Source organism: Citrobacter amalonaticus (genome assembly GCF_018323885.1).
Lineage (GTDB): Bacteria > Pseudomonadota > Gammaproteobacteria > Enterobacterales > Enterobacteriaceae > Citrobacter_A > Citrobacter_A amalonaticus.
Genome location: NZ_AP024585.1, coordinates 953,111 through 979,812, shown reverse-complemented (window position 1 = coordinate 979,812; position 26,702 = coordinate 953,111). Strand labels below are relative to the sequence as shown.

General features: G+C 54.2%; 23 protein-coding genes. 3 read left to right on the top strand and 20 right to left on the bottom strand.

Annotated features, from left to right (window positions below):
* Positions 1-80: 80 nt before the first annotated feature.
* The 20 genes from lpxC to leuO all read right to left on the bottom strand — a co-directional run bounded on the left by lpxC (position 81) and on the right by leuO (position 23,204).
* Positions 81-998: a UDP-3-O-acyl-N-acetylglucosamine deacetylase gene (gene lpxC, locus KI228_RS04715; protein ID WP_000595473.1), complete on the bottom strand. Its 918-nt coding sequence runs from the start codon at positions 996-998 to the stop codon at positions 81-83.
* A gap of 100 nt (positions 999-1,098) precedes the next feature.
* Entirely contained in the window at positions 1,099-2,250 is a 1,152-nt protein-coding gene (ftsZ, locus tag KI228_RS04710; protein ID WP_004857884.1) for a cell division protein FtsZ, read from the bottom strand.
* Between the two features lie 61 nt (positions 2,251-2,311).
* Entirely contained in the window at positions 2,312-3,574 is a 1,263-nt protein-coding gene (gene ftsA, locus KI228_RS04705; protein ID WP_003018755.1) for a cell division protein FtsA, read from the bottom strand.
* Positions 3,571-4,401, bottom strand: coding sequence for a cell division protein FtsQ (gene ftsQ, locus KI228_RS04700; protein WP_042997932.1), 831 nt, complete (start codon positions 4,399-4,401; stop codon positions 3,571-3,573). The genes ftsA and ftsQ overlap by 4 nt, the downstream gene beginning before the upstream one ends.
* Before the next feature lies 1 nt (position 4,402).
* Positions 4,403-5,323: a D-alanine--D-alanine ligase gene (locus KI228_RS04695; RefSeq protein ID WP_042997933.1), complete on the bottom strand. Its 921-nt coding sequence runs from the start codon at positions 5,321-5,323 to the stop codon at positions 4,403-4,405.
* Positions 5,316-6,791, bottom strand: a complete 1,476-nt coding sequence (gene murC / locus KI228_RS04690) for a UDP-N-acetylmuramate--L-alanine ligase (protein WP_042997934.1) — start codon at positions 6,789-6,791, stop codon at positions 5,316-5,318. The genes KI228_RS04695 and murC overlap by 8 nt, the downstream gene beginning before the upstream one ends.
* 52 nt (positions 6,792-6,843) lie before the next feature.
* Complete coding sequence (gene murG / locus KI228_RS04685) at positions 6,844-7,911, bottom strand: undecaprenyldiphospho-muramoylpentapeptide beta-N-acetylglucosaminyltransferase (protein WP_042997935.1); 1,068 nt, start codon at positions 7,909-7,911, stop codon at positions 6,844-6,846.
* Positions 7,908-9,152: a cell division protein FtsW gene (ftsW, locus tag KI228_RS04680; protein ID WP_042997936.1), complete on the bottom strand. Its 1,245-nt coding sequence runs from the start codon at positions 9,150-9,152 to the stop codon at positions 7,908-7,910. Before ftsW ends, murG begins: the two co-directional genes overlap by 4 nt.
* On the bottom strand, positions 9,152-10,468 hold the full coding sequence (murD, locus tag KI228_RS04675) for a UDP-N-acetylmuramoyl-L-alanine--D-glutamate ligase (RefSeq protein WP_061070523.1): 1,317 nt from the start codon (positions 10,466-10,468) through the stop codon (positions 9,152-9,154). Before murD ends, ftsW begins: the two co-directional genes overlap by 1 nt.
* A gap of 2 nt (positions 10,469-10,470) precedes the next feature.
* Positions 10,471-11,553 (bottom strand): phospho-N-acetylmuramoyl-pentapeptide-transferase, encoded by a 1,083-nt coding sequence (gene mraY / locus KI228_RS04670; protein ID WP_042997938.1) that lies wholly within the window; start codon positions 11,551-11,553, stop codon positions 10,471-10,473.
* Positions 11,547-12,905 (bottom strand): UDP-N-acetylmuramoyl-tripeptide--D-alanyl-D-alanine ligase, encoded by a 1,359-nt coding sequence (gene murF, locus KI228_RS04665; protein WP_044255486.1) that lies wholly within the window; start codon positions 12,903-12,905, stop codon positions 11,547-11,549. Before murF ends, mraY begins: the two co-directional genes overlap by 7 nt.
* Positions 12,902-14,389, bottom strand: coding sequence for a UDP-N-acetylmuramoyl-L-alanyl-D-glutamate--2,6-diaminopimelate ligase (murE, locus tag KI228_RS04660; protein ID WP_061070524.1), 1,488 nt, complete (start codon positions 14,387-14,389; stop codon positions 12,902-12,904). Before murE ends, murF begins: the two co-directional genes overlap by 4 nt.
* Positions 14,376-16,142 carry a peptidoglycan glycosyltransferase FtsI gene (gene ftsI, locus KI228_RS04655; protein ID WP_042997941.1) on the bottom strand — a complete coding sequence of 589 codons (1,767 nt, stop codon included), beginning with the start codon at positions 16,140-16,142 and terminating at the stop codon, positions 14,376-14,378. The genes murE and ftsI overlap by 14 nt, the downstream gene beginning before the upstream one ends.
* Positions 16,143-16,157: 15 nt before the next feature.
* The gene (gene ftsL, locus KI228_RS04650; RefSeq protein WP_012904474.1) at positions 16,158-16,523 is read right to left on the bottom strand and encodes a cell division protein FtsL; all 366 of its coding nucleotides are present in this window, start codon (positions 16,521-16,523) and stop codon (positions 16,158-16,160) included.
* A complete protein-coding gene (gene rsmH, locus KI228_RS04645) occupies positions 16,520-17,461 on the bottom strand; it encodes a 16S rRNA (cytosine(1402)-N(4))-methyltransferase RsmH (RefSeq protein WP_044255494.1) in 942 nt (313 codons plus the stop codon). Before rsmH ends, ftsL begins: the two co-directional genes overlap by 4 nt.
* Before the next feature lies 1 nt (position 17,462).
* On the bottom strand, positions 17,463-17,921 hold the full coding sequence (gene mraZ, locus KI228_RS04640; RefSeq protein WP_044255498.1) for a division/cell wall cluster transcriptional repressor MraZ: 459 nt from the start codon (positions 17,919-17,921) through the stop codon (positions 17,463-17,465).
* Positions 17,922-18,531: 610 nt separating this feature from the next.
* Positions 18,532-19,536, bottom strand: a complete 1,005-nt coding sequence (cra, locus tag KI228_RS04635) for a catabolite repressor/activator (RefSeq protein WP_042997944.1) — start codon at positions 19,534-19,536, stop codon at positions 18,532-18,534.
* Between the two features lie 180 nt (positions 19,537-19,716).
* Positions 19,717-20,208, bottom strand: coding sequence for an acetolactate synthase small subunit (ilvN, locus tag KI228_RS04630; protein ID WP_042997945.1), 492 nt, complete (start codon positions 20,206-20,208; stop codon positions 19,717-19,719).
* 2 nt (positions 20,209-20,210) lie between these two features.
* Positions 20,211-21,935, bottom strand: a complete 1,725-nt coding sequence (ilvI, locus tag KI228_RS04625) for an acetolactate synthase 3 large subunit (RefSeq protein ID WP_061070525.1) — start codon at positions 21,933-21,935, stop codon at positions 20,211-20,213.
* Between the two features lie 318 nt (positions 21,936-22,253).
* Positions 22,254-23,204, bottom strand: a complete 951-nt coding sequence (gene leuO, locus KI228_RS04620) for a transcriptional regulator LeuO (protein WP_042997947.1) — start codon at positions 23,202-23,204, stop codon at positions 22,254-22,256.
* A 658-nt stretch (positions 23,205-23,862) separates the two neighbouring features.
* On the opposite strand from leuO, the gene leuL reads away from it, so the two are divergent.
* The 3 genes from leuL to leuB all read left to right on the top strand — a co-directional run bounded on the left by leuL (position 23,863) and on the right by leuB (position 26,701).
* Positions 23,863-23,949, top strand: a complete 87-nt coding sequence (gene leuL, locus KI228_RS04615) for a leu operon leader peptide (RefSeq protein ID WP_042323878.1) — start codon at positions 23,863-23,865, stop codon at positions 23,947-23,949.
* A gap of 89 nt (positions 23,950-24,038) precedes the next feature.
* Positions 24,039-25,610, top strand: a complete 1,572-nt coding sequence (leuA, locus tag KI228_RS04610; protein WP_044255506.1) for a 2-isopropylmalate synthase — start codon at positions 24,039-24,041, stop codon at positions 25,608-25,610.
* A complete protein-coding gene (gene leuB / locus KI228_RS04605) occupies positions 25,610-26,701 on the top strand; it encodes a 3-isopropylmalate dehydrogenase (RefSeq protein WP_042997949.1) in 1,092 nt (363 codons plus the stop codon). The genes leuA and leuB overlap by 1 nt, the downstream gene beginning before the upstream one ends.
* Position 26,702: the final 1 nt, after the last annotated feature.

Below are 26,702 nucleotides of genomic sequence, written 5' to 3'. Positions count from 1 at the left end.
ATGTCAAAAAAAACGACTGGCTTACCTGGCCGGAGAGAGTGCCAGATTAACCAGTCGAATTTATGCGACAACCTGTGTCGTTATGCCAGTACGGTAGAAGGCGCTTTGAAAGCCAACGGCAGTTCTGCGTCGTCCTGGAAGGTCACATATTCCCAGGCTTCCTGTTTTGCCAGAACAGCCTGTAGCAGTTTGTTATTCAGCGCATGTCCGGATTTGTACGCGGTAAATGCACCGATAATGTTGTGACCACACATGAACAGGTCGCCAATGGCGTCGAGCATTTTGTGACGAACGAATTCATCTTCAAAACGCAGGCCGTCTTCGTTCAGTACGCGATAATCGTCAACAACGATGGCACAATCGAAGCTGCCGCCCAGGCACAAGCCACGGGACTGCAGATATTCGATATCACGCATGAAACCGAAAGTACGCGCGCGGCTGATCTGGCGCATGAACGCATCAGCAGAGAAATTCATCGCATAGCGCTGAGTGCTGGAGTCGATCGCCGGATGGTTAAAGTCGATGGTGAAATCCAACGTAAAACCATTGTACGGTCTGAACTCAGCCCACTTGTCGCCATCTTCGACCCGAACGGTCTCTTTGATGCGAACAAATTTCTTGGCACTGTTCAGTTCTTCAATACCGGCATCAAGCAGCAGGTAGACGAACGGAGCAGCACTGCCATCCATGATCGGGATTTCCGGAGCATCGACTTCGATAACAATGTTATCGATACCCAAACCCGCCAGAGCAGCATTAAGGTGCTCAACGGTTGAAATCCGTACATCATGCTCATTAACCAGACATGTACAGAGCATGGTATCACGCACAGATTTGGCATCGGCCGGGAAATCTACCGGTGGATTCAAGTCGGTGCGACGATAGATGACCCCGGTGTTGGCCGGCGCAGGGCGTAATGTCAGGGTGACTTTCTTGCCGGTATGTAAACCGACACCAGTCGCCTGAACGATACGTTTAAGTGTCCTTTGTTTGATCATCGTATAATCTCGCCAAATTACCTATCCAACCGAAGTGTACTATACATTCGGTGGGCCAGTTTAGCACAAAGAGCCTCGAATCCCAAATTCCAGCCAATTCTTAATCGGCTTGCTTGCGCAGGAACGCAGGGATATCCAGATAATCCGGCTCTTTCGCGGTTTGCGGCGTATTATCGTTCACCACTTTCGCGACCGGTTTCTGCTCTTGCGTCAACGGCGCCATGCCATGCTGCTGGTAACGATCCATCACCGGCTGCTGCACCTGTTTGTTGGTGACCAGGGTGATTTCAGGACGCTTGTCCATACCGATACCGGTAGCAACAACGGTCACGCGCAACTCGTCGTTCATATCCGGGTCCAGAGAGGTACCAATCACCACGGTCGCGTTATCCGATGCAAAGGCACGGATGGTGTTACCCACGGTTTCGAACTCATCCAGACGCAGGTCGAAGCCCGCCGTGATGTTGACCAGTACGCCACGCGCGCCAGACAGATCGATATCTTCCAGCAGCGGAGAAGAGATCGCCATTTCAGCAGCTTCTTCTGCACGGTCTTCACCGCTCGCCACACCAGAGCCCATCATTGCGTAGCCCATTTCGGACATCACGGTGCGCACGTCAGCAAAGTCGACGTTCATCAGGCCCGGACGGGTAATCAGTTCCGCGATGCCCTGAACAGCGCCTTTCAGCACGTCGTTCGCCGCGCCAAACGCGTCGAGCAGGGAGATACCACGACCCAGCACTTTCAGCAGTTTGTCGTTCGGGATGGTGATCAGCGAGTCCACATGCTTGGACAGCTCAGTGATCCCCTGCTCCGCGAAAGCCATACGCTTTTTGCCTTCAAAATTGAAAGGCTTGGTCACGACCGCAACGGTCAGGATCCCTAAATCTTTAGCTACTTCAGCAACCACTGGCGCTGCACCGGTACCGGTACCGCCGCCCATGCCTGCTGCGATAAACACCATGTCTGCACCGTCAAGCGCTGCACGCAGAGCTTCACGATCTTCGTCTGCTGCATTGCGACCGACTTCCGGGTTCGCACCCGCTCCCAGACCTTTGGTAATACCGCTACCGATCTGAATAGTCTGGCCAACCGCCGTCTTGCGCAACGCCTGAGCGTCGGTATTTACCGCGAAGAATTCAACACCCTCAATGCGCTCGCGCACCATGTGTTCAACGGCGTTACCGCCGCCGCCACCGACGCCGATGACTTTAATCACCGCGTCGTTGGTCAGTTCCATAGGTTCAAACATAGTTTCTCTCTCCGTTGTGCCTGTCGCCTGAGGCCGTAATTTTCGCCGGCCTCATAAAAAATTAAAACTCTTTTCGCAGCCAGCTATTAAGACGTTTAATCCAAGAGCCAACTGAAGCCGTAACACGCTTTTCTACTTCAGCTTCACCACTTAAGTGGGACTCTTTCCCGTAGTGAAGCAGCCCCACCGCCGTTGAGTAATACGGCTCCTGAGCGTAATCCGTCAGACCGGTAATATTCAGCGGCGCGCCGATACGCACTTGCGTATGGAACACGCGCTGGGCACAGGCGGCAAGACCTTCAATTTGCGCCGCGCCACCGGTCAGTACAATCCCCGCCGCCAGATGATGTTTCACACCCTGCTGGCGAAGCTGTTCCTGTAATTGCAATATCTCTTCGTTGACCAGGTTGAGCAGTTCGGTATAACGCGGCTCAATCACCTCTGCCAGCGTCTGTCGTTGCAGACTGCGCGGCGGACGCCCGCCCACGCTTGGCACTTCAACGCTTTCGTCTTTCCCGACGATGGATCCCAGCGCGCAGCCGTGGCGAACTTTAATCGCTTCGGCGTCGCTCGGCGGCGTACCGAAGGCATACGCGATGTCGCTGGTGACCACATTCCCTGCATAAGGGATCACTTTGGTGTGGCGCAACGCCCCGCCAGTATAAACGGCGATGTCCATTGTACCACCACCAATATCGACGACGCAGACGCCCAGTTCACGTTCATCTTCCGTCAAGACGGAATAACTGGCCGCCAGTCCGGCGAATATCAGTTGGTCAACTTTCAGGCCACAACGTTCCACAGCTTTAACAATGTTCTTCGCCATATCGTTGTGGCAGGTGATCAAATGCACTTTTGCCTGCATACGAACACCGGAAAGACCGACCGGGTTTTTAATCCCTTCCTGATAGTCAATCGCATATTCCTGCGGGATGACGTGCAACACACGGTGCTCATCGCGAACGCGCACTGATTTCGCGGTATGCACAACGTTTTCCACGTCTTCCTGCGTCACTTCTTCTTCTGAAATCGGCACCATGCCGATTTCATTCTGACAGCTAATGTGTTTGCCCGAAAGCGCCAGATAGACCGAGGAGATTTGGCAATCTGCCATCAGTTCTGCCTGGTCAATGGCGCGCTGTACGCATTTCACCACGGATTCGAGGTCGTTCACCCCGCCTTTATCCATCCCCCGTGATGGGCAACTGCCCACGCCAATGATATTGACCATACCGTCGGGCAGAACTTCCCCTACTAAAGCGGCGACCTTCGCGGTGCCAATCTCCAGTCCAACTACCAGTTTTCTGTCCGTCGCCTTGATCATTGTTGTTCTGCCTGTACCTGATTCTGTTGCTGATTAGATTCCTCAGGGGGCAAGGGAACCCACCCTACTGCCGCTCCTGAGTCATAACGCAAATCAACGTAGCTAATCCGTTTGCCATCGGTTTGCGCCTGCTGCTGTAAAACCGGATACAGTTCTACAAAGCGAGCCAAACGTTTCATCGTGTCACCCCTGCCAAGATTGAGCTTAATATCGTTATTAAGCGTCAACTGCCAGGAACGACGAGCGGTCATTGCCGCCTCCTTCAGGGTAAACCGGTCCTTCGCCAACACCTGCGACATGTCACGATACCCCTGCAACACTTCACTCGCGCTGCCTTCGGGGCCAGATAACATGGGTAAAACCTGCTTGCTGGTGCGATCGGCCGGCACGCTGAAGGCATTTCCTTCGGCGTCCACCATATGCTGATCATTCCAACGCGCAATCGGCACATATTCAACCAGATGAATCTTCAATTCATCGGGCCATTGCTTTCTGACGCTGGCCTGCTTGATCCACGGCAAGCGTTCGATCTGACTCTGGATGATATTCACGTCCTGGGTCATAAAGGTGCCGGGCGCACCCAGCGCCAGAATCGACTGGCGAATATCATCATTCTTCGTGTAATGGCGCTCACCGGTTAACACCAGCTTTGACAGCGGCAAACGCTGTGCATCTTCCATCCACCCCAACACCACCCAGCCGCTGACCAGCACGGTACACAGCACCGTCAGCAGGAAGAAAATACCTGCAAGACGCGTTCCATTATTGCGACGTGAGGAAGAAACCTCTTCATCACTGTTTCGCGTGTTCAGCGCAGCCTGCGACATATCAGTCCGCCAACTCTAGAATTCGTACCACCAACTGCGAGAAACTCATCCCCGCCTGACGCGCCGCCATCGGCACCAGGCTGTGGCTGGTCATACCCGGAGAGGTATTCGCTTCCAGCAGATAAAACTGGCCATCGTTATCCAGCATGACGTCAATGCGACCCCAGCCTTTACAGCCCAGGGTTGTCCATGCTTTCAGCACGACTGCCTGTAAAATATCTTCTTGCTCGCTTTCCAGACCTGCAGGGCAGAAATACTGTGTCTCATCAGACAGATACTTCGCCTCATAATCATAGAAGGTTCCGGCAGGTTGGATACGAATTGCGGGTAAAATTTCTTCACCCAGTATCGCGACCGTAAATTCCGGACCGCTGAGCCATTTCTCGATCAGAACTTCTTCATCATGCTGAAATGCCAGCGTTAATGCATCCTGTAAAGCGTCATATTCTGACACTTTCGACATTCCCACACTGGATCCTTCACGGCTGGGCTTCACAATCAGCGGTAAACCCAGCGCAGAAATTTGCTTAACCAGTTCTTCATCAAGACCTTTTTCAAACTGAGATCGCGTCAGCGCGACCCATGGCGCGACAGGTAATCCCGCCCCCTGCCACAGCAGCTTGCTGCGCAGTTTATCCATGGAGATCGCCGATGCCATCACGCCGCTGCCGGTATAAGGCAAACCAACCAGCTCCAGCAGTCCCTGTAAGGTTCCGTCTTCCCCACCACGGCCATGCAGGGCGATAAAGACTTTCTGAAAGCCCATTGATTTCAGCAGCGTCACGTCGACCTCTTTCGGGTCGACCGGATGTGCATCCACGCCGCCTTCCCGTAATCCGGCCAACACTGCCGCGCCGGAATTCAGCGACACATCACGTTCAGCAGAGGTACCGCCCAGCAGGACCGCGATTTTATCAGCCATGTTGTTCGTCCTCCTGAATTTGCGGCTTCAGTTTGATTTCGGCTAAGGAACGCGCGATTTTGCCGATATTTCCCGCGCCCTGTACCAGAATCAAATCGTTGCCGGTTAATACCGGTGCCAGCATTTCTGCGACCTGCGCCGGATCGGAAACCAGAATCGGGTCGATTTTACCGCGACCACGAATAGTGCGGCACAGTGAACGGCTGTCCGCTCCTGGAATCGGCGCTTCACCCGCTGCGTAGACATCCAGCATCAGCAACGCATCAACCTGGGTCAGCACGTTGGCAAAGTCGTCATACAGATCACGCGTACGCGTGAAACGGTGTGGCTGAAACAGCATCACCAGATTTTTGTCCGGCCATCCCGCCCGCGCCGCTTTAATGGTCGCATCCACTTCCGTCGGGTGATGCCCGTAATCATCCACCAGCATTGCCGTACCGGCTTTACCGTTCACCGGCTCGAGCGGGTACTCACCGAGGAAGTCGAAGCGCCGCCCGGTCCCCTGGAAGCTTTCCAACGCACGCAGGATCGCATCGTCTGCAATACCTTCTTCCGTCGCAACTGCCACGGCCGCCGCCGCGTTCAGGGCGTTATGGCGACCTGGCGCATTCAACGTGACGCGCAGGTCTTGCATCCCCTGGCGCAGCAGGGTGAAGTGCCCTTGCGGACCCACCTGCTGATAATCTTCGACGCGAACGTCTGCGTCATCGCTAAAGCCATAAGTAGTGGTCTGACGGCCCACGCGCGGCAAGAGCTCGCGGATCACCGGATCGTCAACACACATCACCGCACGACCATAAAACGGCAGGTTGTGCAGGAAATTAATAAACGTCTGCTTTAAATTTTCGAAATCGCCATGGTAGGTATCCATGTGGTCGGCTTCGATGTTGGTGACAATCGCCACCATCGGCTGCAGATGAAGGAATGACGCGTCGCTCTCATCCGCTTCCGCAATTAAGTAACGGCTATGGCCCAGACGCGCATGCACACCTGCCGCTTTCACCAGACCGCCGTTAACGAAAGTGGGATCCAGTCCCGCTTCCGCGTAAATACTGGAGACCATCGCGGTGGTGGTCGTTTTACCGTGCGTCCCGGCAATCGCGATGCCATGACGAAAACGCATCAGCTCCGCCAGCATCTCCGCGCGGCGGATCACTGGGATGCGCGCTTCATGCGCCGCCACAATCTCCGGGTTATCAGCCGAGATGGCGCTGGAGACCACAACCACACTCGCATCACGCACGTTTTCCGGGCGATGGTTGAAATAAATCGTTGCTCCCAGGTTCGTCAACTGCTGCGTCACCGGGTTAGGCGCTAAATCTGAACCACTGATCTGATACCCTTCATTGGCCAGAACTTCGGCAATACCGCCCATCCCGGCACCACCGATGCCGACAAAGTGGATGTGCCGAACGCGACGCATTTCGGGCACGATAGAACGCAGTTTTGCCAGTTGTTGTGTATTCATTCTTTACGCCATTCACTTCTCAATTCAGGCGATGCAAAAGGCACCGCTACAATTACGCCCGGGCAGCCCGGATCACTTCATTTGCGACACGCTCGGTGGCATCCGGAATGGATGCAGCGCGGGCACGTTCTGCCATGGTTAACAAACTTTCTCGCGACCACCCGGACAGGGTGCTGGCGACGGCATCCACAGTAAACTGCGGCTGCTCGAGAATTTTGGCTGCGCCCGCTTTTTCCAGCGGCAGCGCATTCCAGTACTGCTGTCGGTCTTTATGTTGAAACGGCACAAACAGCGCCGGTAAACCGGCGGCGGCAATCTCACTTACCGTCAATGCGCCAGAACGACAGACCACCACATCGGCCCACGCGTAGGCGGCCGCCATGTCATCAATAAATTCCGTTACCTTATGCTGGGGTTGCCCCACGTCGGCATAGGCCTGTTCTACGGTCTGCTGCGCGCCTTTCCCGCTCTGATGCCAGATAGTCACCGCATCACCCAGTCTGGCGGCAACCTGCGGCAGGGTCTGGTTCAGCACGCGAGCGCCCTGCGATCCGCCGACCACCAGCACACGAATCGGACCTTCGCGTCCGGCAAGACGATCCTGCGGCAACGGCAGCGCCAGCACGTCTGTACGTACCGGGTTCCCGACCACTTCCGCATTCGGAAACGCGCCAGGAAACGCCTGCATGACCTTGGTAGCAATTCTCGCCAGCCATTTATTCGTTAACCCGGCGATACCATTTTGCTCGTGCAACACGACTGGAATGCCCAGTGACCACGCGGCCAGACCGCCGGGACCGGAAACATACCCGCCCATCCCCAGCACCACATCGGGGTTAAAACTTTTCATGATTGCGCGCGCCTGACGCCATGCGTTGAAAATACGCAAAGGGGCGGCCAACAGCGCTTTCACGCCTTTTCCGCGCAATCCGGAGATACGGATGAAGTCAATATCGATGCCATGCTTAGGGACTAAATCCGCTTCCATACGATCTGCGGTACCCAGCCAGCGAACTTCCCAGCCCTGGGACATTAAATGGTGCGCGACCGCCAGTCCCGGGAACACGTGCCCGCCGGTACCGCCCGCCATCACCATTAACCGCTTCGCTTGACCACTCATCGTGAACCTCGTGTAAACGCCTGTGCTTTTTCCAGGCGCGTTTCATAATCAATTCGCAACAAAAACATGATGGCCGTCGACATAATCAGCAAACTCGAGCCACCATAACTGATAAGCGGCAGCGTCAGACCTTTAGTTGGCAGCATGCCTGCCGCCGCGCCGACGTTCACCAGAGCCTGAAAACTAAACCAGATACCGATGGAACAGGCCAAAAATCCGGAAAAGCGGTGGTCGATCTCCAGCGCTTTGCGGCCAATCGACATCGCGCGAAAAGCGACGAAGAATACCATTAAAAGCGCCAATACCACACCGATATAACCCAGTTCTTCCCCAATGATGGCGAAGATAAAGTCCGTATGCGCTTCCGGCAGATACTCCAGTTTCTGTACCGAGTTGCCCAGCCCCTGCCCCCACATTTCACCGCGACCGAATGCCATCAGTGACTGGGTAAGCTGGTATCCGCTACCAAACGGATCTTCCCACGGGTTCCAGAACGAGGTTACGCGGCGAATACGATACGGTTCGGCGAGAATCAGCAGTACGACCGCAGAAATCCCCATGCCGATAATGGCAATGAACTGCCACAACTTTGCCCCAGCCAGAAACAGCATCGCCAGCGTGGTCACGAACAGCACGACCACCGTACCGAGGTCAGGTTGCGCCAGCAGCAAGATCGCCAGTACCAGAATCACGCCCATCGGCTTTAAAAAGCCGCGCAGGTTATTACGAACTTCGTCAACCTTGCGCACCAGGTAGTTCGCCAGATAGCAGAACAGCGACAGCTTGGTAAATTCCGCAGGCTGAATACGCAGAGGACCCAATGCAATCCAACGCGATGCGCCGTTCACCGAACTCCCTACTACCAGCACGATCAACAGCATGATGATCGAGGCGATCAGCATCGTGGTACTGTATTTCTGCCAGAACTCCATCGGCAGACGCAGCGTGATCATCGCCAGACAAAATGCCAGAAAAATATAGAGCGCATCACGCTTGGCAAACAGAAACGGATCGCCCGCCAGACGCTGCCCAACGGGCATGGATGCCGACGTCACCATGATGAAACCGATCGCCGCAAGGCCTAACGTCAGCCATAGCAGCACGCGATCGTACATGATCAGACTGTCAGAATCTTTGTCCCGTGAGGCCATCACCCAGCCTTTAAGCGCCGCAAAGATCCATCCCAGGATGCCAAATCCCGGCAGGCGCGGCAGTCTCAGGCGAGGGAGAGATAAACGCATCAACCCAGCTCCTTCGCCAGACGGGTAAAGACATCACCCCGTTGCTCAAAATTCTTAAACTGATCGAGGCTGGCGCAGGCCGGAGACAACAGCACCATATCGCCTGACTTCACGCGCGGCGCCAGCAGGCGCATCGCCTCTTCCATCGTCTCGGTTTGTTCCGCAATTTCCGGGCGCAGCGCCGCCAGTTGCGCGCCATCCCGACCAAAACAGTACAACCGCACGCGATCGCCTTCCAGATAACGACTCAGCGAAGAGAAGTCCGCCGATTTACCATCGCCGCCCAGCAACAGATGCAGCGTGCCATCAACATGCAGGCCGTTCAGCGCCGCTTCGGTGCTGCCGACGTTGGTCGCTTTCGAGTCGTTAATCCAGCGCACACCGTTATGATCCAGCGCTAACTGGAACCGATGCGCCAGACCAGTGAACGTCGTCAGCGCTTTCAGGCTGCTGGCGCGCGGTAAACCTGCCGCATCCGCCAGCGCCAGCGCCGCCAGCGCGTTGGTGTAGTTATGCTGGCCGGAAAGCTTCATCTCTTTCACGTTTAGCACTTTCTCACCCTTCACCCGCAGCCAGGTCTCGCCCTGCTGACGGTTAAGGTGATAATCGCCCATGTTGACGCCAAAGCTCACACAACGCGCATCGGCTCCACGAATCGGCATCGTCAACGCATCATCGGCATTGACCACACAGACTTTCGCATTCTCGTAAACGCGCAGTTTTGCCGCGCGATACTGTTGTAAACCAAACGGATACCGGTCCATGTGATCTTCAGTAACGTTCAGAATAGTGGCCGCGGCCGCCTGCAGGCTGAACGTGGTTTCCAGCTGGAAGCTGGAGAGTTCAAGGACATACAGTTCGCGTTCTGCATCCAGCAGCATCAAGGCGGGCAGGCCAATGTTGCCGCCAACGCCGACGTTCACACCTGCCGCTTTCGCCATTTCACCTATCAGCGTCGTGACGGTGCTTTTCCCGTTCGAACCGGTGATCGCCACAATCGGTGCCTGCGCTTCACGGCAAAACAACTCGATATCGCCAACAATCTCAACACCCGCATCAGCCGCTGCGCTCAGTGACGGATGCGCGAGGGCGATACCAGGGCTTGCCACAATCAGATCCGCCGCCAGCAGCCAGTCGTCGTTCAGACTGCCGACATGACGCTCTACTGCCTCCGGTAACTTATCCAGTCCCGGCGGTGTCGCACGGGTATCCATCACGCGAGGGGTTACGCCACGAGCGAGGAAAAAGTCCACGCAAGAGAGTCCGGTTAATCCCAGACCGATAATGACGACGTTTTTACCCTGGTAATCAGCCATGATTAACGTACCTTCAGCGTTGCCAGACCAATCAGGACCAGCATCAGCGAAATAATCCAGAAGCGCACAATCACGCGCGGTTCCGGCCAGCCTTTCAGTTCATAGTGGTGATGAATCGGTGCCATGCGGAAGATACGCTGCCCGCGCAACTTGAAGGAACCGACCTGCAATATCACCGACAAGGTCTCCACGACAAATACCCCACCCATGATCACCAGCAGGAACTCCTGACGTAGCAGCACGGCGATAATGCCAAGCGCGCCGCCCAGCGCCAGCGATCCGACGTCGCCCATGAAGACCTGCGCCGGATAGGTGTTAAACCACAGAAATCCTAAGCCCGCGCCGACAATCGCCGTACAGACGATTACCAGTTCGCCGGCATGACGTAAGTACGGAATATGCAGATAGTTGGCAAAATTCATGTTACCGGTCGCCCACGCCACCAGCGCGAATCCCCCCGCGACGAAGACGGTTGGCATAATCGCCAGACCATCCAGACCGTCAGTCAGGTTCACCGCATTACCGGTGCCGACAATCACGAAATACGCCAGCAGAACGTAGAACAGCCCCAACTGCGGCATGACGTCTTTGAAGAACGGCACCACCAGCTCTGTCGCTGGCGTGTCTTTCCCGGCGAGGTACAGTGCGAAAGCAACACCCAGCGCAATGACCGACATCCAGAAGTATTTCCAGCGCGCAATCAGGCCTTTGGTGTCTTTGCGGACCACTTTGCGGTAGTCATCGACGAAGCCGATAATGCCGTAACCAATCAACACCACCAATACGCACCAGACGTACGGGTTTGACGGATAGGCCCACAGCAGAACGGAAATAACGATCGCCGTCAGGATCATGATCCCACCCATCGTCGGCGTGCCGCGCTTGCTGAAGTGGGACTCCGGACCATCGTTACGTACAACCTGACCGAAGGAGAGTTTTTGCAGACGGGCGATCATGCGCGGGCCCATCCACAATGAGATGAACAGTGCGGTCAGCAGGCTGACAATGGCGCGAAACGTCAGATAGGAAAAGACGTTAAAGCCGGAATAATATTTGACCAAATGTTCGGCCAGCCAAACTAGCATGATCCTTTCTCCTGTAATGCGCGTACGACCTCTTCCATGGCGGCACTACGTGAACCTTTCACCAAAATGGTAATTATCTGTTGCTCTGCAATCAGCGTCTGCAGACGCGCGATCAGCGCGGCTTTATCCGCAAAATGTTCGCCGACGCCACTCGCATCGCTGATAGCCTTGCTCAGTTTCCCTGAACTCAATACGCAGTCGATGCCTGCCGCTTTCGCTGCCTCACCGACCTGCACGTGGCAGGCTTCGCTTTCTGCGCCCAGTTCGGCCATATCGCCGACAATCAGCACACGGTAACCCGGCATTTCGGACAGCACCTGTACCGCGGCGGTCATTGACCCGACGTTGGCGTTATACGAATCATCAAGCAGCAGTTGGTTTTCCGCTAACTGGACAGGGAACAGACGGCCCGGTACCGCTTTTAAATTTGCCAGACCGGTTTTGATCGCCTCCAGCGTCGCACCAACAGCCATCGACAACGCTGCCGCCGCCAGGGCATTGGCGATATTGTGACGTCCGGGCAATGGCAGCAGTACATCAATGCTTCCGCCAGGCGTTTGCAGTAAAAATTCGGTGCCATGTGACGTCACATGGACATTGGTGGCAGTGAAATCGCTGTTGGTAGCATTCGGTGAAAAACGCCAGACTTTTCGATCGCCGATAATGTTCTGCCAGTTCAACCAGTCATTGTTATCGGCATTCATAATGGCAATGCCGTTTTCAGGCAGACCGGTAAAAATTTCGCCCTTCGCCTTCGCCACTCCCGCCAGCGAACCGAAGCCTTCCAGATGCGCCGCCGCCAGGTTGTTGACCAGTGCCGCTTCCGGACGCGTCAGGCTGACGGTCCAGGCGATTTCGCCCTGGTGGTTGGCACCTAACTCAATGACCGCATAGTCATATTCCTGGGTTAAGCGCAGCAGCGTCATCGGTACGCCAATGTCGTTATTCAGGTTGCCTGCGGTATAGAGCGTATTGCCACACTGGCTGAGAATCGCCGCCGTCATCTCTTTCACAGAGGTTTTACCGGACGAGCCGGTTAACGCCACCACGCGTGCCGGAACCTGAGCGCGAACCCACGCAGCCAGTTCGCCGAAGGCCAGACGGGTGTCTTGCACAATCACCTGTGGCAAATCAACCGCCAGCGGACGGCTAACCAAGAGTGCGCCCGCCCCCCCCTCTTTTGCCTGTTCGGCAAAATCGTGAGCATCAAAACGTTCGCCTTTGAGCGCCACAAACAGGCAGCCCGGCGTCAGCTTACGCGTATCGGTGGTGACGGCATCAAGGGACAGATCGCCCCCTTTCAGTTCGCCGCCGAGAATACCGGCGAGTTGGCTGAGCGTTACGCGAATCATGCGATCACCCCCAGCAGGCGCGCCGCAGTTACGCGGTCGGAATAGTCGAGACGCTGCGTACCGACAATCTGGTAATCCTCGTGCCCTTTACCTGCCACCAGCACGACATCGTTATCTTTCGCCTGCATAATGGCGTTGGTCACCGCTTCGGCACGGCCTTCCATCACTTTTGCACGACCAGCATCCAGCATACCTGCCAGAATGTCGTCGATAATGGCGCGCGGCTCTTCAGTACGCGGGTTGTCGTCCGTTACGACCACAACATCAGCGAACTCTTCGGCAATCGCCCCCATCAGTGGGCGCTTCCCTTTGTCACGATCGCCGCCGCAGCCAAAGACGCACCAGAGTTGCCCGGTGCAGTGCAGACGCGCCGCCTGTAGCGCTTTTTCCAGCGCATCAGGGGTATGGGCATAATCGACAACCACGGTGGTTTTACCCGGCGCGCTAAAGACTTCCATACGCCCGCAAACGGGTTGCAGACGCGCAGCAGTTTTCAACAAGTCAGCCAGTGGATAGCCCAGCGCCAGCAGCGTGGCCAGCGCCAGCAACAGATTACTGACGTTAAACGCGCCCATCAGACGGCTTTCAATTTCACCCTCGCCCCAGCTTGAGGAGAAGCGGATGGTCGCGCCGCTGTCGTGATAATTCACCTCGACGGCCTTCAGCCACCGGCCATGACAGTTAGGGTTGATATGATCTTCCATTGAGACGGCCACGGCATCCGGCAGTTTCGCCAGCCAACGGCGACCGACTTCATCATCCGCGTTGATAATTGCCTGCCCACAACGGTGCGTGGAGAAAAGTAGCCATTTCGCGGCTTCGTAATGCTCCATATCGCCATGATAATCCAGATGGTCACGGCTTAAATTGGTAAACACCGAGGCGGCAAATTTCAGCGCCGCGACGCGATGCTGCACCAGACCGTGGGAAGAGACTTCCATCGCGCACAGAGTCGCACCCTGATCAACCAGCCCCGACAGCACCTGCTGAACGTCTACGGCCGAGCCGGTGGTATTTTCCGTTGGGATCACTTTACCGAGCAGACCGTTTCCAACCGTGCCCATTACTGCGCTGGTTTCGCCGAGCAGTTGGCTCCACTGCGCCAGCAGTTGGGTCGTGGTGGTTTTACCGTTCGTGCCGGTGACGCCGACCAGACGCATGTTTTCAGATGGCTCGTGATAAAAGCGGCCCGCCAGCGCAGATAAACGCTCGTTAAGCTGGCTGAGATAGATAACCGGTACGCCGTGCATTTCACGCACTTCACCGTCGGTTGCCTCGTCTTTTGCCTCTGCAATAATGGCAGCCACACCTTGCGCTATCGCCTGCGGGATATATCGACGCCCGTCCGCCTGATGACCTTTCACTGCCACAAAGAGATCGCCCGCCGCAGCCACACGGCTGTCGAGTGTCATCTCTCGCAGTTCTCGCGCAGGTAAACCTGATACCCACGGAGCAAGAAGGTCGCGCAAATTACGATCTGCCACCTGTTCCCTCGCCTTGATTAATTACGAATTCACTTTTTTCGCCCGTTGCCAGCGCATCCGGTTCGATGTTCATGGTGCGCAGAACGCCGCCCATGATGGCACCGAATACCGGCGCGGAAACGGCGCCGCCGTAGTATTTACCCGCCTGCGGATCGTTGATAACAACAACCAGCGCGAAGCGCGGCTGACTCGCAGGCGCAACGCCTGCGGTATAAGCAATGTATTTGTTGATATAGCGGCCATCCGGACCAACTTTCTTCGCGGTACCGGTTTTAATGGCGATGCGATAACCTTTAATCGCCGCCTTCACCCCACCGCCGCCCGGCAACGCCACGCTTTCCATCATGTGCACAACGGTACGTACAGTCGATTCCGGGAAAATGCGCTCGCCGGGAACCGGGGGATCCACTTTGGTAATCGACAGCGGACGATAAACGCCATAGCTGCCAATCGTTGCGTAGACTCGCGCTAACTGTAACGGGGTTACCATTAGCCCGTAGCCGAAAGAGAAGGTGGCCCTCTCTATGTCAGACCACCGTTGTTTTTGAGGATATAAGCCACTGCGTTCTCCGACCAACCCCAAATTGGTCGCCTTTCCTAGCCCAAAACGTGAGTAAGTATCTACTAACGCTGAGGACGGCATCGCTAACGCCAGCTTAGAAACACCGACGTTACTCGACTTCTGTAAAACCCCGGTCAGGGTCAATTCGCTGTAGCGCGCCACGTCTTTGATTTCGTGGCCGTTAATTCGGTAGGGAACGGTATTGAGCACGCTGTTTTCCCGCACCACGCCGCGCTGGAGCGCGGTCATCACCACCATCGGTTTGACGGTAGAACCCGGCTCGAAAACGTCGGTAATGGTACGGTTACGCATCGCGTCTTTTGGCGTGCCGCTCAGGTTGTTCGGGTTGTAGGACGGGCTGTTCGCCATTGCCAGCACTTCGCCGGTACTCACATCAACCAGCACCGCGCTCCCGGATTCTGCCTTGTTAAACGCCACCGCATTGTTCAGTTCGCGATACACCAGCGCCTGTAGGCGTTCATCAATGCTCAGCGCGAGGTTATGCGCCGCCTGGCTGTCGGTAGAAGAGATATCTTCAATGACGCGACCGTAGCGGTCTTTACGCACAATACGCTCGCCCGGTTGACCGGTGAGCCATTTGTCAAAACTCTTCTCAACGCCTTCAATCCCCTGGCTATCCACGTTGGTAAAACCAATGAGGTGAGCGGTCACTTCGCCGGAAGGATAGTAACGACGGGACTCTTCGCGCAGATAAATACCCGGCAGCTTTAGCTTTTTGATGTAATCCGCCATATCCGGGTTTAACTGACGCGCCAGATAGATAAAACGCCCTTTCGGGTTGGCGTTGATCCGGGCAGACAGTTGATCGAGGGGAATATTCAGGGCGGTGGAGAGCGCTCTCCAGCGGTCGCCAACGGTAATGCCCCCGGCTTCATGAACCTCTTTTGGATCGGCCCAGATAGCTTTCACCGGTACGCTGACGGCCAGCGGACGGCCCGAACGGTCGGTTATCATACCGCGCGACGTTGCCACTTCCTGTACGCGAAGCGAACGCATGTCGCCCTGACGGACCAGCATGTCAGGCGCGATAATCTGCAGCCAGGCGACGCGGCCCAGCAAGAAACCCAGCGCCAGTAAAATGCAGCCGCACAGCAACGCAAAACGCCAACTGATAAAGTTGGCCTGTTCTTCCTGACGTTTTGGTTTTAGCGTTTTTGCCGCTGCTTTCATGCGTCGCGTTTTTCCTTATTTTTGCACTACGATATTTTCTTGTGAGGGATCAACATGCTGCATTTGCAGCTTCTCCGTTGCGATCCGTTCAACCCGGCTATGATCGCCGAGGGCATTCTCCTCAAGAATCAGGTTGCGCCACTCGATATCCAGCGCATCGCGCTCCAGAACCAGTTGTTCGCGTTGCGCAGTCAGTAATCGTGTGTGGTGCGCGGTTGTTACCACCGTCACCGCCGTCACAATGATGCAAATGAACAGGCAGAGTGGCAGCTTCCCAAATCGCAAAAGATCGTCACCGATCACGCCAGGCAAAGCATGGCGCTCGTTGCTTCCAATCGATCCCTTAACTTTGCTGAGGGCCTCTGTCACTCTGCTGATCATGCGTTCGTCCTCTCTGCAATACGCAGAACTGAACTACGGGCACGAGGATTCTCTGCAACCTCTTCTTCACCCGGCATCAACTTGCCTAATGCTCTTAGCTCACGACCGCCCAGTTTTTTGAGCTGCTCTTCCGTCATCGGTAATCCTGCCGGAACCTGCGGACCACGGCTTTGCTCACGCATAAAGCGTTTCACAATGCGGTCTTCCAGCGAGTGGAAACTGATGACAGAAAGCCGCCCCCCCGGGGCCAGCACGCTGAGCGAGCTTTTTAGCGCCTGCTCTATCTCCTCCAGTTCACTGTTCACCCAGATGCGCACCGCCTGGAAGGTACGGGTCGCGGGATGTTTGAATTTGTCTTTCACCGGCGTTGCCGCCGCGACCACTTCCGCCAGTTCTTTCGTGCGGGTCATGGGCTGTTCGCGGTTGCGCTCAACGATGGCGCGGGCAATACGTTTGGCAAAACGCTCTTCGCCAAAGGTTTTCAGCACCCAGGCGATATCGGCTTCTTCTGCGGTTTGCAGCCATTCAGCAGCCGACTGGCCGCGAGTGGGATCCATGCGCATATCCAGCGGGCCGTCACGCATGAAAGAAAAACCGCGCTCAGCGTCGTCAAGCTGCGGTGAAGAGACGCCAAGATCGAGAAGAATCCCGTCGATCTTGCCGGTCAGTTCGCGCTCGCCAACATAGTCAGCCAGCGCGGAGAAAGGTCCATGGATGATGGAGAAGCGAGGATCATTGATGGTCTGGGCGACGGCGATCGCCTGCGGATCGCGATCGATTGCCAGCAGACGTCCCTCTTCGCCAAGCTGCGAGAGAATGAGACGCGAGTGACCACCGCGACCAAATGTTCCATCAATGTAGATGCCATCAGGACGAATATTGAGACCGTTTACGGCCTCGTCCAGCAGCACCGTGGTGTGTTTAAAATTTTCCATCATCTTATAGAGACAAGTCCTGCAGGCGCTCCGACAACGTCCCGGTCGCACTCTGCTCAGCGTCGATATCTTCCTTGACCTGTTGATACCAGGTCGTTTCATCCCACAGTTCAAACTTATTGAACTGTCCAACCAGCATCACTTCTTTTGTCAGCCCGGCATGTTGCCGCAGGACAGGCGCCACCAACAATCGCCCGGCACTGTCCATCTGACATTCACTGGCATGCCCCAACAGTAAACGCTGCACACGGCGTTCTACCGGGTTCATGCTCGACAGACGCGATAATTTTTGCTCGATAATTTCCCATTCAGGCAGGGGGTAAAGCAGCAGGCACGGGTGATGGATGTCAATGGTACAAACCATTTGACCGGTAGCACTCTCGATCAGTTGATCCCGGTAACGGGTAGGCACAGATAAGCGCCCTTTACTGTCGAGATTGACTAACGTTGCTCCCCGGAACATGCCAGTCTCCCCCCTCATTACCACTTTGCCCCACAAATTCCCACTCAAAGGAGTTTACGGAGCGGAGGAAAAGCTTGTCAAGCGAGTCACAACGCTTACCTGAGTAAAAAACCCAATGTTTACGGCTAATATCAGCGTTGATTAAATTCTGTCCAACGAACGAAGCAAATTAACGTCATGAATATTTGTAAGAAAAAATCCCAAAACTCATCACCGCTTTAAAACGAACAATTATTCTCAGGAGGGAATATAAAGTGTCAGTTTGCGACGCGAGCGGCATTTTAGGACATATTGCATCATGAATACAGTCCCTGTTTATGGCTGCAAACACCGCGCACCAACAAGCCCGCCGAGACATTCGCGCTGCGGCGACAAAAAGTGTTTGTTAATTCGGCAATTCACGACAAGCATGTAACAAAATAATACATATCTAACCTGCCGTTACGTCTCAATAACCTGAAACCGCCTCTGTTTCGTTTAAATACGGATTATTTCGGTAAAGTTGAGAAAATTATAAGGAATAATCTTAATTATGGTGAGGGTATTGTGGAGAGGGGAGCGTTAAGTTGCGCCAGAAAAATTGTCTTCTGGCGCAGAATTCAAAAATTGACTAGCTGCGGCTTAATACGCCACGACGATAGAGATTACGTTTAATGCGCGTTAAACCAGGTTTTGGTTTACGCGGCTCATCCAGACTCGCCAGGACAATTTCCAGCACGCGCTCTGCAACATCACGATGGCGCTGCGCCACGGCCAGAACCGGGCACTGTAAGAAATCCAGCAGTTCGTTGTCGCCAAAGGTCGCAATCGCCAGGTCGGAAGGCAGCTTACCATCACGACGCAACGTCACATCCATCACCCCCTGCAACAGGGCAAATGAGGTGGTAAACAGCGCCTGCGGCATCGGATGCGTCTCCAGCCATTTTTCAAATAGCTGTGCCGCCGCGTCACGCTCATAGCTGTTGGCATACAGAAAATTCACTTCACGCGGATCGTCTTTCCAGGCAGCACGGAAACCCTGCTCGCGCAGGAAGCTCACAGACAACTCCGGCAGCGCGCCCAGATAGAGCACGGTGTCAGCCGGGAACTTACGCAACTCTGCGGCCAGCATTTCGGCATCGTCCTGATCGGCACCCACGACACTGGTAAAATGTTCACGATCTAATGCACGATCCAGCGCCACAATTGGGAAGGTATCATTGGCCCAGCGTTGATAGAACGGGTGTTCCGGCGGCAACGATGTGGAGACAATGATCGCATCAACCTGACGCTGTAAAAGATGTTCAATGCAACGCATTTCGTTATCAGGCTGATCTTCCGAACAGGCAATCAGCAGTTGATAACCACGCTGGCGCGCCTGGCGTTCAAGATAATTCGCAATACGGGTATAGCTCGTGTTCTCCAGATCCGGGATCACCAGACCGATAGAACGTGTGCGTCCAGCACGCAGCCCGGCAGCCACAGCATTCGGGTGGTAATTATGCTCACGCACCACCGCCATGACTTTTTCGACAGTCTTGTCGCTCACGCGGTATTGCTTTGCTTTTCCGTTAATTACGTAGCTTGCAGTCGTTCGCGATACACCAGCCAGCCGAGCGATTTCATCCAGTTTCACAATTGCCCCTTGCGTAAAATGTACAAACCATAACCATTGTAACGGCATGGGTTAAAATCGGTAACATCTAAGCGCAGAATAGTTACTGCGGCAACCGCTTTTATTCCGGGTTACCACGGATTTCGCAAAAAAATGCCCAACGGAGGACGTTGGGCATATGAATTAACGAAAAGAGAATGATTAGCGCATTATTTTGTCGCCGCGCGATAGTCCCACCACACCGGAACGCGCAACCTCAACGATTTTCGCCACTTCGCGCAGCGTTGCCAGAAAAGCGTCCAGCTTATCGCTGGTCCCCGCCAACTGAACGGTATAGAGGTTTGGCGTGACATCAATAATCTGTCCACGAAAAATCTCCGTGTTGCGTTTCACCTCTTCCCGACCATAGCCGCTGGCCTGAATCTTCACGAGCATGATTTCGCGCTCGACGTGCGCGCCGTGCCCAAGTTCGCTGACCCGCAACACATCCACCAGCTTGTGCAGTTGCTTTTCAATTTGCTCCAGTACTTTCTCATCGCCTACCGTCTGGATGGTCATACGAGAGAGCGTCGGATCGTCCGTCGGCGCGACGGTCAGGCTCTCAATGTTGTAACCCCGCTGAGCAAAAAGGCCGATCACGCGCGACAGCGCACCGGATTCGTTCTCCAGCAGTACTGATAATATCCGGCGCATAATCAGGTCCTCTCCGTTTTACTTAACCACATTTCATCCATCCCGCCGCCGCGAATCTGCATCGGGTAGACGTGTTCGCTGCCATCGACGGTAACATCAACAAACACCAGACGACCGTTTTTCACTTGCGCCAGCGCTTCACTCAATTGACTTTCCAGTTGATCAGGACGAGAAATCTGAATGCCGACATGTCCGTAGGCTTCCGCCAGGCGAACAAAATCAGGCAGCGACTGCATATACGATTGAGAATGACGACCCGAGTAGATCATGTCCTGCCACTGCTTCACCATGCCCAGATAACGGTTGTTCAGGTTTAGCACCAGAACCGGCAGTTTATACTGCAGCGCGGTCGACAACTCCTGAATGTTCATCTGAATACTGCCGTCACCGGTCACACAGACCACCGTTTCCTCCGGCAGCGCCATTTTTACCCCCAGTGCCGCAGGCAGGCCGAAACCCATCGTACCGAGACCACCAGAGTTGATCCAACGGCGCGGTTTATCGAAGGGGTAATAAAGGGCGGCAAACATCTGATGCTGACCCACATCCGACGTCACATACGCACCGCCATTGGTCAGACGCCAGATAGCCTCAATGACCGCCTGCGGTTTGATACTTTCGCTGTGCGTGTCATATTTCAGGCACTGACGCGCGCGCCAGCGTTCAATCTGTTGCCACCAGTCACGAATATCATCCAGCGGCTGCTGAGCGGATTCCTGCGGCAATAATTCCAGTAACTGCTCCAGCACCTGACGTGCATCCCCGACAATCGGGATATCCGCCGTCACCGTCTTGGAAATGGATGTCGGGTCGATATCAATATGCAACACCGTTGCATTCGGGCAATACTTGGCCAGATTATTCGTTGTGCGATCGTCAAAACGTACCCCAACGGCAAAAATCACATCGGCGTTATGCATCGTCATGTTGGCTTCATAAGTACCATGCATGCCCAGCATCCCGAGCGACTGACGGTGCGTTGCGGGAAATGCCCCAAGCCCCATCAGCGAAGAGACCACCGGCAGGTTAAGCGTTTCGATGGTCTGACGCAGCTGCTCGTGGCACCCCGCCGTCACCGCCCCGCCGCCGACATAGACAACCGGTTTTTTTGCCGCAACCAGCGTTTGCAGAGCGCGCTTAATCTGCCCTTTATGGCCCGCCGTGGTCGGGTTATACGACCGCATGCTGACTGATTCTGGCCAGGAATAAGGCAGTTTTTTGCCGGGATTAAGAATATCCTTCGGCAAATCCACCACCACCGGACCCGGACGACCGCTCGCCGCCAGCCAGAAGGCCTTTTTCAGCACCTGTGGAATATCTTCCGTCTGCTTCACCAGAAAACTGTGTTTCACGACCGGGCGGGAGATCCCCACCATGTCGCACTCCTGAAAGGCGTCGTAGCCAATCAACGAGGTCGCGACCTGACCGGAAAGAATCACTAACGGAATAGAATCCATATACGCCGTTGCGATTCCAGTAATCGCATTGGTGGCGCCTGGGCCGGAAGTTACCAGCACCACGCCCACTTCCCCCGTTGCCCGCGCCAGGCCATCGGCCATATGCACGGCCGCCTGTTCATGGCGGACGAGCACATGATCGATCCCACCGACCGTATGCAACGCATCATAAATATCGAGGACGGCGCCCCCGGGATAACCGAATACCTGCTTAACGCCCTGATCGATAAGCGATCGGACGACCATTTCGGCTCCAGACAACATCTCCATGGCTTGCCTCACTGAATGACGATTAATGATGTGTAAAACACCTTAACCGCTCCCCAGGACGCAGGCAATTCAGAGAAAGGGGGAAAGACGCCGGAAAATAAGCATAAAAGAAAGGTAAGCGACGAAGAAACGGTGAATTAAACTAAATTTTTCTCAGGTAATGATAATTAATCGGTTGAAAATGCGCGCATACAGCGAATCATCAATTTTTACGCGAATGAAAGAAAGATAGCCAGACTCAATTCAGAATAAAATGCCAATAAATAAAAAACAGACAGGATAAACCGGATGTCTGCACCCGGTTTATCTCATTCATGCCTAACGCTTGCAGACGGAAGCTAACAGTTCTTCCATCCATTGGTGCCCTTTGTCCCGACCCGCAGCTTCATGCCATGACAGATAACAAGTTCTGCTATTCAATTTTAAAGGTAACGGTAATATTTGTAGATCCAGAGAGGGTGCAAACTCTTCAGCTAACCAGCGAGGGGCAATAGCCACCAGATGCGTTTGCGAAACAACATTAAGCACACTGATTAATGCCATCCCCTGATAGGCTACACACGATTGCGAATCAACCGAGTCATACCAGGGCCGACTAAACGAGTCAAAACGGTCAAGTGAAACGACCGCATGCTGTTCATTATAAACATCGCTTTCCACCAATGGTCCGTTAATGCGTGGATGCTTACGACTGGCGACCAGCACCATTTCGTCATTAAACAATGGAATACTTGTAAATTCAGGACGACGGAATTCTTCATAACTAATAACGAACTCAGTTTCCTGATAACGTAATTGGTGTTCAGTATCCTTATTTAAAGAGGACTTAAATACAACATGAATATTAGGGGCGATCTTTTCAATACGATTATAAATTAAAGAGGTCAGAATATTATCCAGCGGACTGCAAACGCAAAGATGAAACACGCGCTCACTGCTGCCAGGTTCAAATCCTGAACCGGGCAATTCATTCTGCACTAATTGCAGCGCCTGGCGGACGGAACCGAAAAGCTGGAAGGCCCGCGCGGTGGGTTGAATACCGCGACCGTAGCGCACAAAAAGTTCGTCATTAAACATCACTTTAAGACGCGCCACGGCGTTACTTACGGCTGGTTGCGACATGCCGAGAGCATGCGCGGCACGGGTAATATTCTGCTCCTGCATTACCGCATCAAATACAGTCAATAGATTAAGATCAACCATACGAAGTTGCGGTTTATCCATCTCTAAATGATGGGGATTAGGTTTATCAACGGTTACTTCTGGCATACTTAACTCCACTGTCACGCTTAACTCCCTTTTTGCTTGCCGGAATGCAGAGAAATAATCTCAGAAAATATGATTTACCATGCATATAAAATAAGAAAAAGGGCAGAGATAAAATTTCGGAAAACATAAAGGTGCGGGAAGATCGCCGTAAAAACCCCGCATCAGCACGATGTGGAATCCTTCCCCGCACGATAAATCATAAATTTCAATGACGGGAGCAATATAAACATAAGCGACGCCAATAAACAATCATGAGCTTTATGAATAAAATGCTGGCATTCAATTAAATTTTTATATTACTCACGCGTTAATTCTTAACATTAGCTTATCAATTGCCATATTCACCCCCATTATTAATTTATTATTAACTACCATAAAATCTTCAAAATCATATGGATAACTAATTTATTGCGTTCGTGACTTATCAGACTGCCGTGACAGCATTTGAAAAAAAGCGTGCTTAAATATGTCAAACGATGAAAAGTGTAAGCCCTCCGCCGTTTTTTCATCGGCAATAACAGAAAAAGTTCAGCACAATTAGCTAAATCAGCCCCTCGCTTTTCTTCTGACTGTGGCGGTGTTTTCAGCGGTGGGGTTGACATCAGTCATCGTATCCAGTACCACTAAAAGCATATCGCATTCGCCTGGAGTTGATTTAATGATTCGTATCGCTCGCTTTAACGGTCTACTACTACTAAACGCATCTTCGTTGCGCGGTAGACTGGTGAGCGGCATTCAGCATTAAGTCGTATCCAGTAAGATAAAAAACCCGCGCCGTTGCGCGGGTTTTTTTATGCTCGAAGCAAGGCGCCCTAAAGACTAAGGACCTAAAACATGAGCCAGCAAGTCATTATTTTCGATACCACTTTACGCGACGGTGAACAGGCGTTACAGGCAAGCCTGAGTGTGAAAGAGAAGCTGCAGATTGCGCTGGCCCTTGAGCGTATGGGTGTTGACGTGATGGAAGTCGGCTTTCCGGTCTCCTCTCCCGGCGACTTCGAATCCGTACAAACTATCGCTCGTCAGGTCAAGAACAGCCGGGTTTGCGCATTAGCCCGCTGTGTGGAAAAAGATATCGACGTCGCGGCTGAGTCGCTGAAGGTTGCTGAAGCCTTCCGTATTCATACCTTTATCGCCACCTCACCGATGCATATCGCTACTAAACTGCGCAGCACGCTGGACGAGGTGATTGAGCGCGCGGTCTATATGGTGAAACGCGCACGTAATTACACCGACGATGTAGAATTCTCTTGTGAAGATGCTGGCCGTACGCCGATCGCCGATCTGGCCCGCGTTGTGGAAGCCGCCATTAATGCTGGTGCTAAAACCATCAACATTCCGGACACCGTCGGCTACACCATGCCCTTCGAGTTTGCGGGCATTATCTCCGGTCTGTATGAGCGCGTACCAAACATCGATAAAGCGATCATTTCCGTCCATACCCATGACGACTTAGGTCTGGGCGTCGGCAACGCGCTGGCTGCGGTTCACGCTGGCGCCCGTCAGGTTGAAGGCGCGATGAACGGCATTGGCGAGCGTGCCGGTAACTGTTCGCTGGAAGAGGTAATCATGGCGATTAAAGTTCGCCAGGACATCCTGAACGTCAACACTCGCATTAACCATCAGGAGATCTGGCGTACCAGTCAGTTGGTCAGCCAGATCTGCAACATGCCGATCCCGGCGAACAAAGCGATTGTCGGCAGCGGTGCGTTTGCCCACTCCTCAGGGATCCACCAGGACGGCGTGCTGAAGAACCGTGAAAACTACGAAATCATGACGCCGGAATCCATCGGTCTGAATCAGGTGCAGTTGAATCTGACCTCCCGTTCCGGGCGCGCAGCGGTAAAACACCGTATGGATGAGATGGGTTATAAAGAGAGTGAATACAGCCTGGACAATCTGTACGACGCCTTCCTGAAGCTGGCCGACAAGAAAGGTCAGGTGTTTGATTACGATCTGGAAGCGCTGGCGTTTATTGGTAAGCAACAGGAAGAGCCTGAGCACTTCCGCCTGGATTATTTCAGCGTCCAGTCTGGCTCTAACGATATCGCCACTGCCTCCGTCAAGCTGGCCTGCGGCAGTGACGTAAAAGCCGAAGCGGCTAACGGTAACGGCCCGGTCGATGCCATTTACCAGGCGATCAACCGCATTACCGATTACGACATTGAACTGGTGAAATATAGCCTGTCCGCCAAAGGACATGGCAAAGACGCACTGGGTCAGGTCGATATCGTCGCCAACTATAACGGACGTCGTTTCCACGGCGTCGGTCTGGCGACAGACATTGTTGAATCTTCCGCGAAAGCGATGGTGCACGTGCTGAACAACATCTGGCGTGCGGCAGAAGTCGAAAAAGAGTTGCAACGTAAAGCTCAGAACAACGAGAACAACAAGGAAACCGTGTGATGTCGAAGAATTACCATATTGCTGTTTTGCCGGGCGACGGTATTGGTCCGGAAGTGATGACGCAAGCCCTGAAAGTCCTGGACGCTATTCGCCATCGTTTTGAGATGCGCATTACCACCAGCCATTATGATGTCGGCGGCGCGGCGATCGACAACCACGGTCAACCGCTGCCGAAGGCGACGGTGGAAGGCTGCGAACAGGCCGATGCCGTTCTGTTTGGCTCCGTCGGCGGCCCGAAATGGGAACATCTGCCGCCGGACAGCCAGCCGGAACGCGGCGCGCTGCTGCCGCTGCGCAAGCACTTCAAACTGTTCAGCAACCTGCGTCCGGCAAAACTGTATCAGGGACTGGAAGCATTCTGCCCTCTGCGCGCCGACATCGCCGCGAATGGCTTCGACATTTTGTGCGTCCGTGAACTGACCGGCGGGATCTACTTCGGTCAGCCAAAAGGTCGCGAAGGCAGCGGCCAGCATGAAAAAGCGTTCGATACCGAGGTCTATCACCGCTTTGAAATTGAACGTATCGCGCGCATTGCGTTTGAGTCTGCGCGTAAACGCCGCCGTAAAGTGACCTCCATCGACAAAGCTAACGTTCTGCAAACGTCTATTTTGTGGCGCGAAATCGTCAATGAAATTGCCAAAGAATATCCGGACGTTGAGCTGGCGCACATGTACATCGACAACGCCACCATGCAGTTGATTAAAGACCCGTCCCAGTTTGACGTGCTGCTGTGCTCCAACCTGTTTGGCGACATTCTGTCTGATGAATGCGCGATGATCACCGGCTCGATGGGGATGTTGCCCTCCGCCAGTCTGAACGAGCAGGGTTTTGGTTTGTATGAACCGGCGGGCGGCTCCGCACCGGATATTGCCGGCAAGAATATTGCTAACCCGATTGCGCAAATTTTATCGCTGGCGCTGCTGCTGCGCTACAGCCTGGATGCCGATGACGCGGCATCCGCCATTGAACGTGCGGTTAACCGCGCATTAGAAGAAGGTATCCGCACCGGTGATTTAGCCCGTGGCGCGGCTGCCGTCGGTACCGATGAGATGGGCGACATCATTGCTCGTTATGTCGCACAAGGGGTGTAAT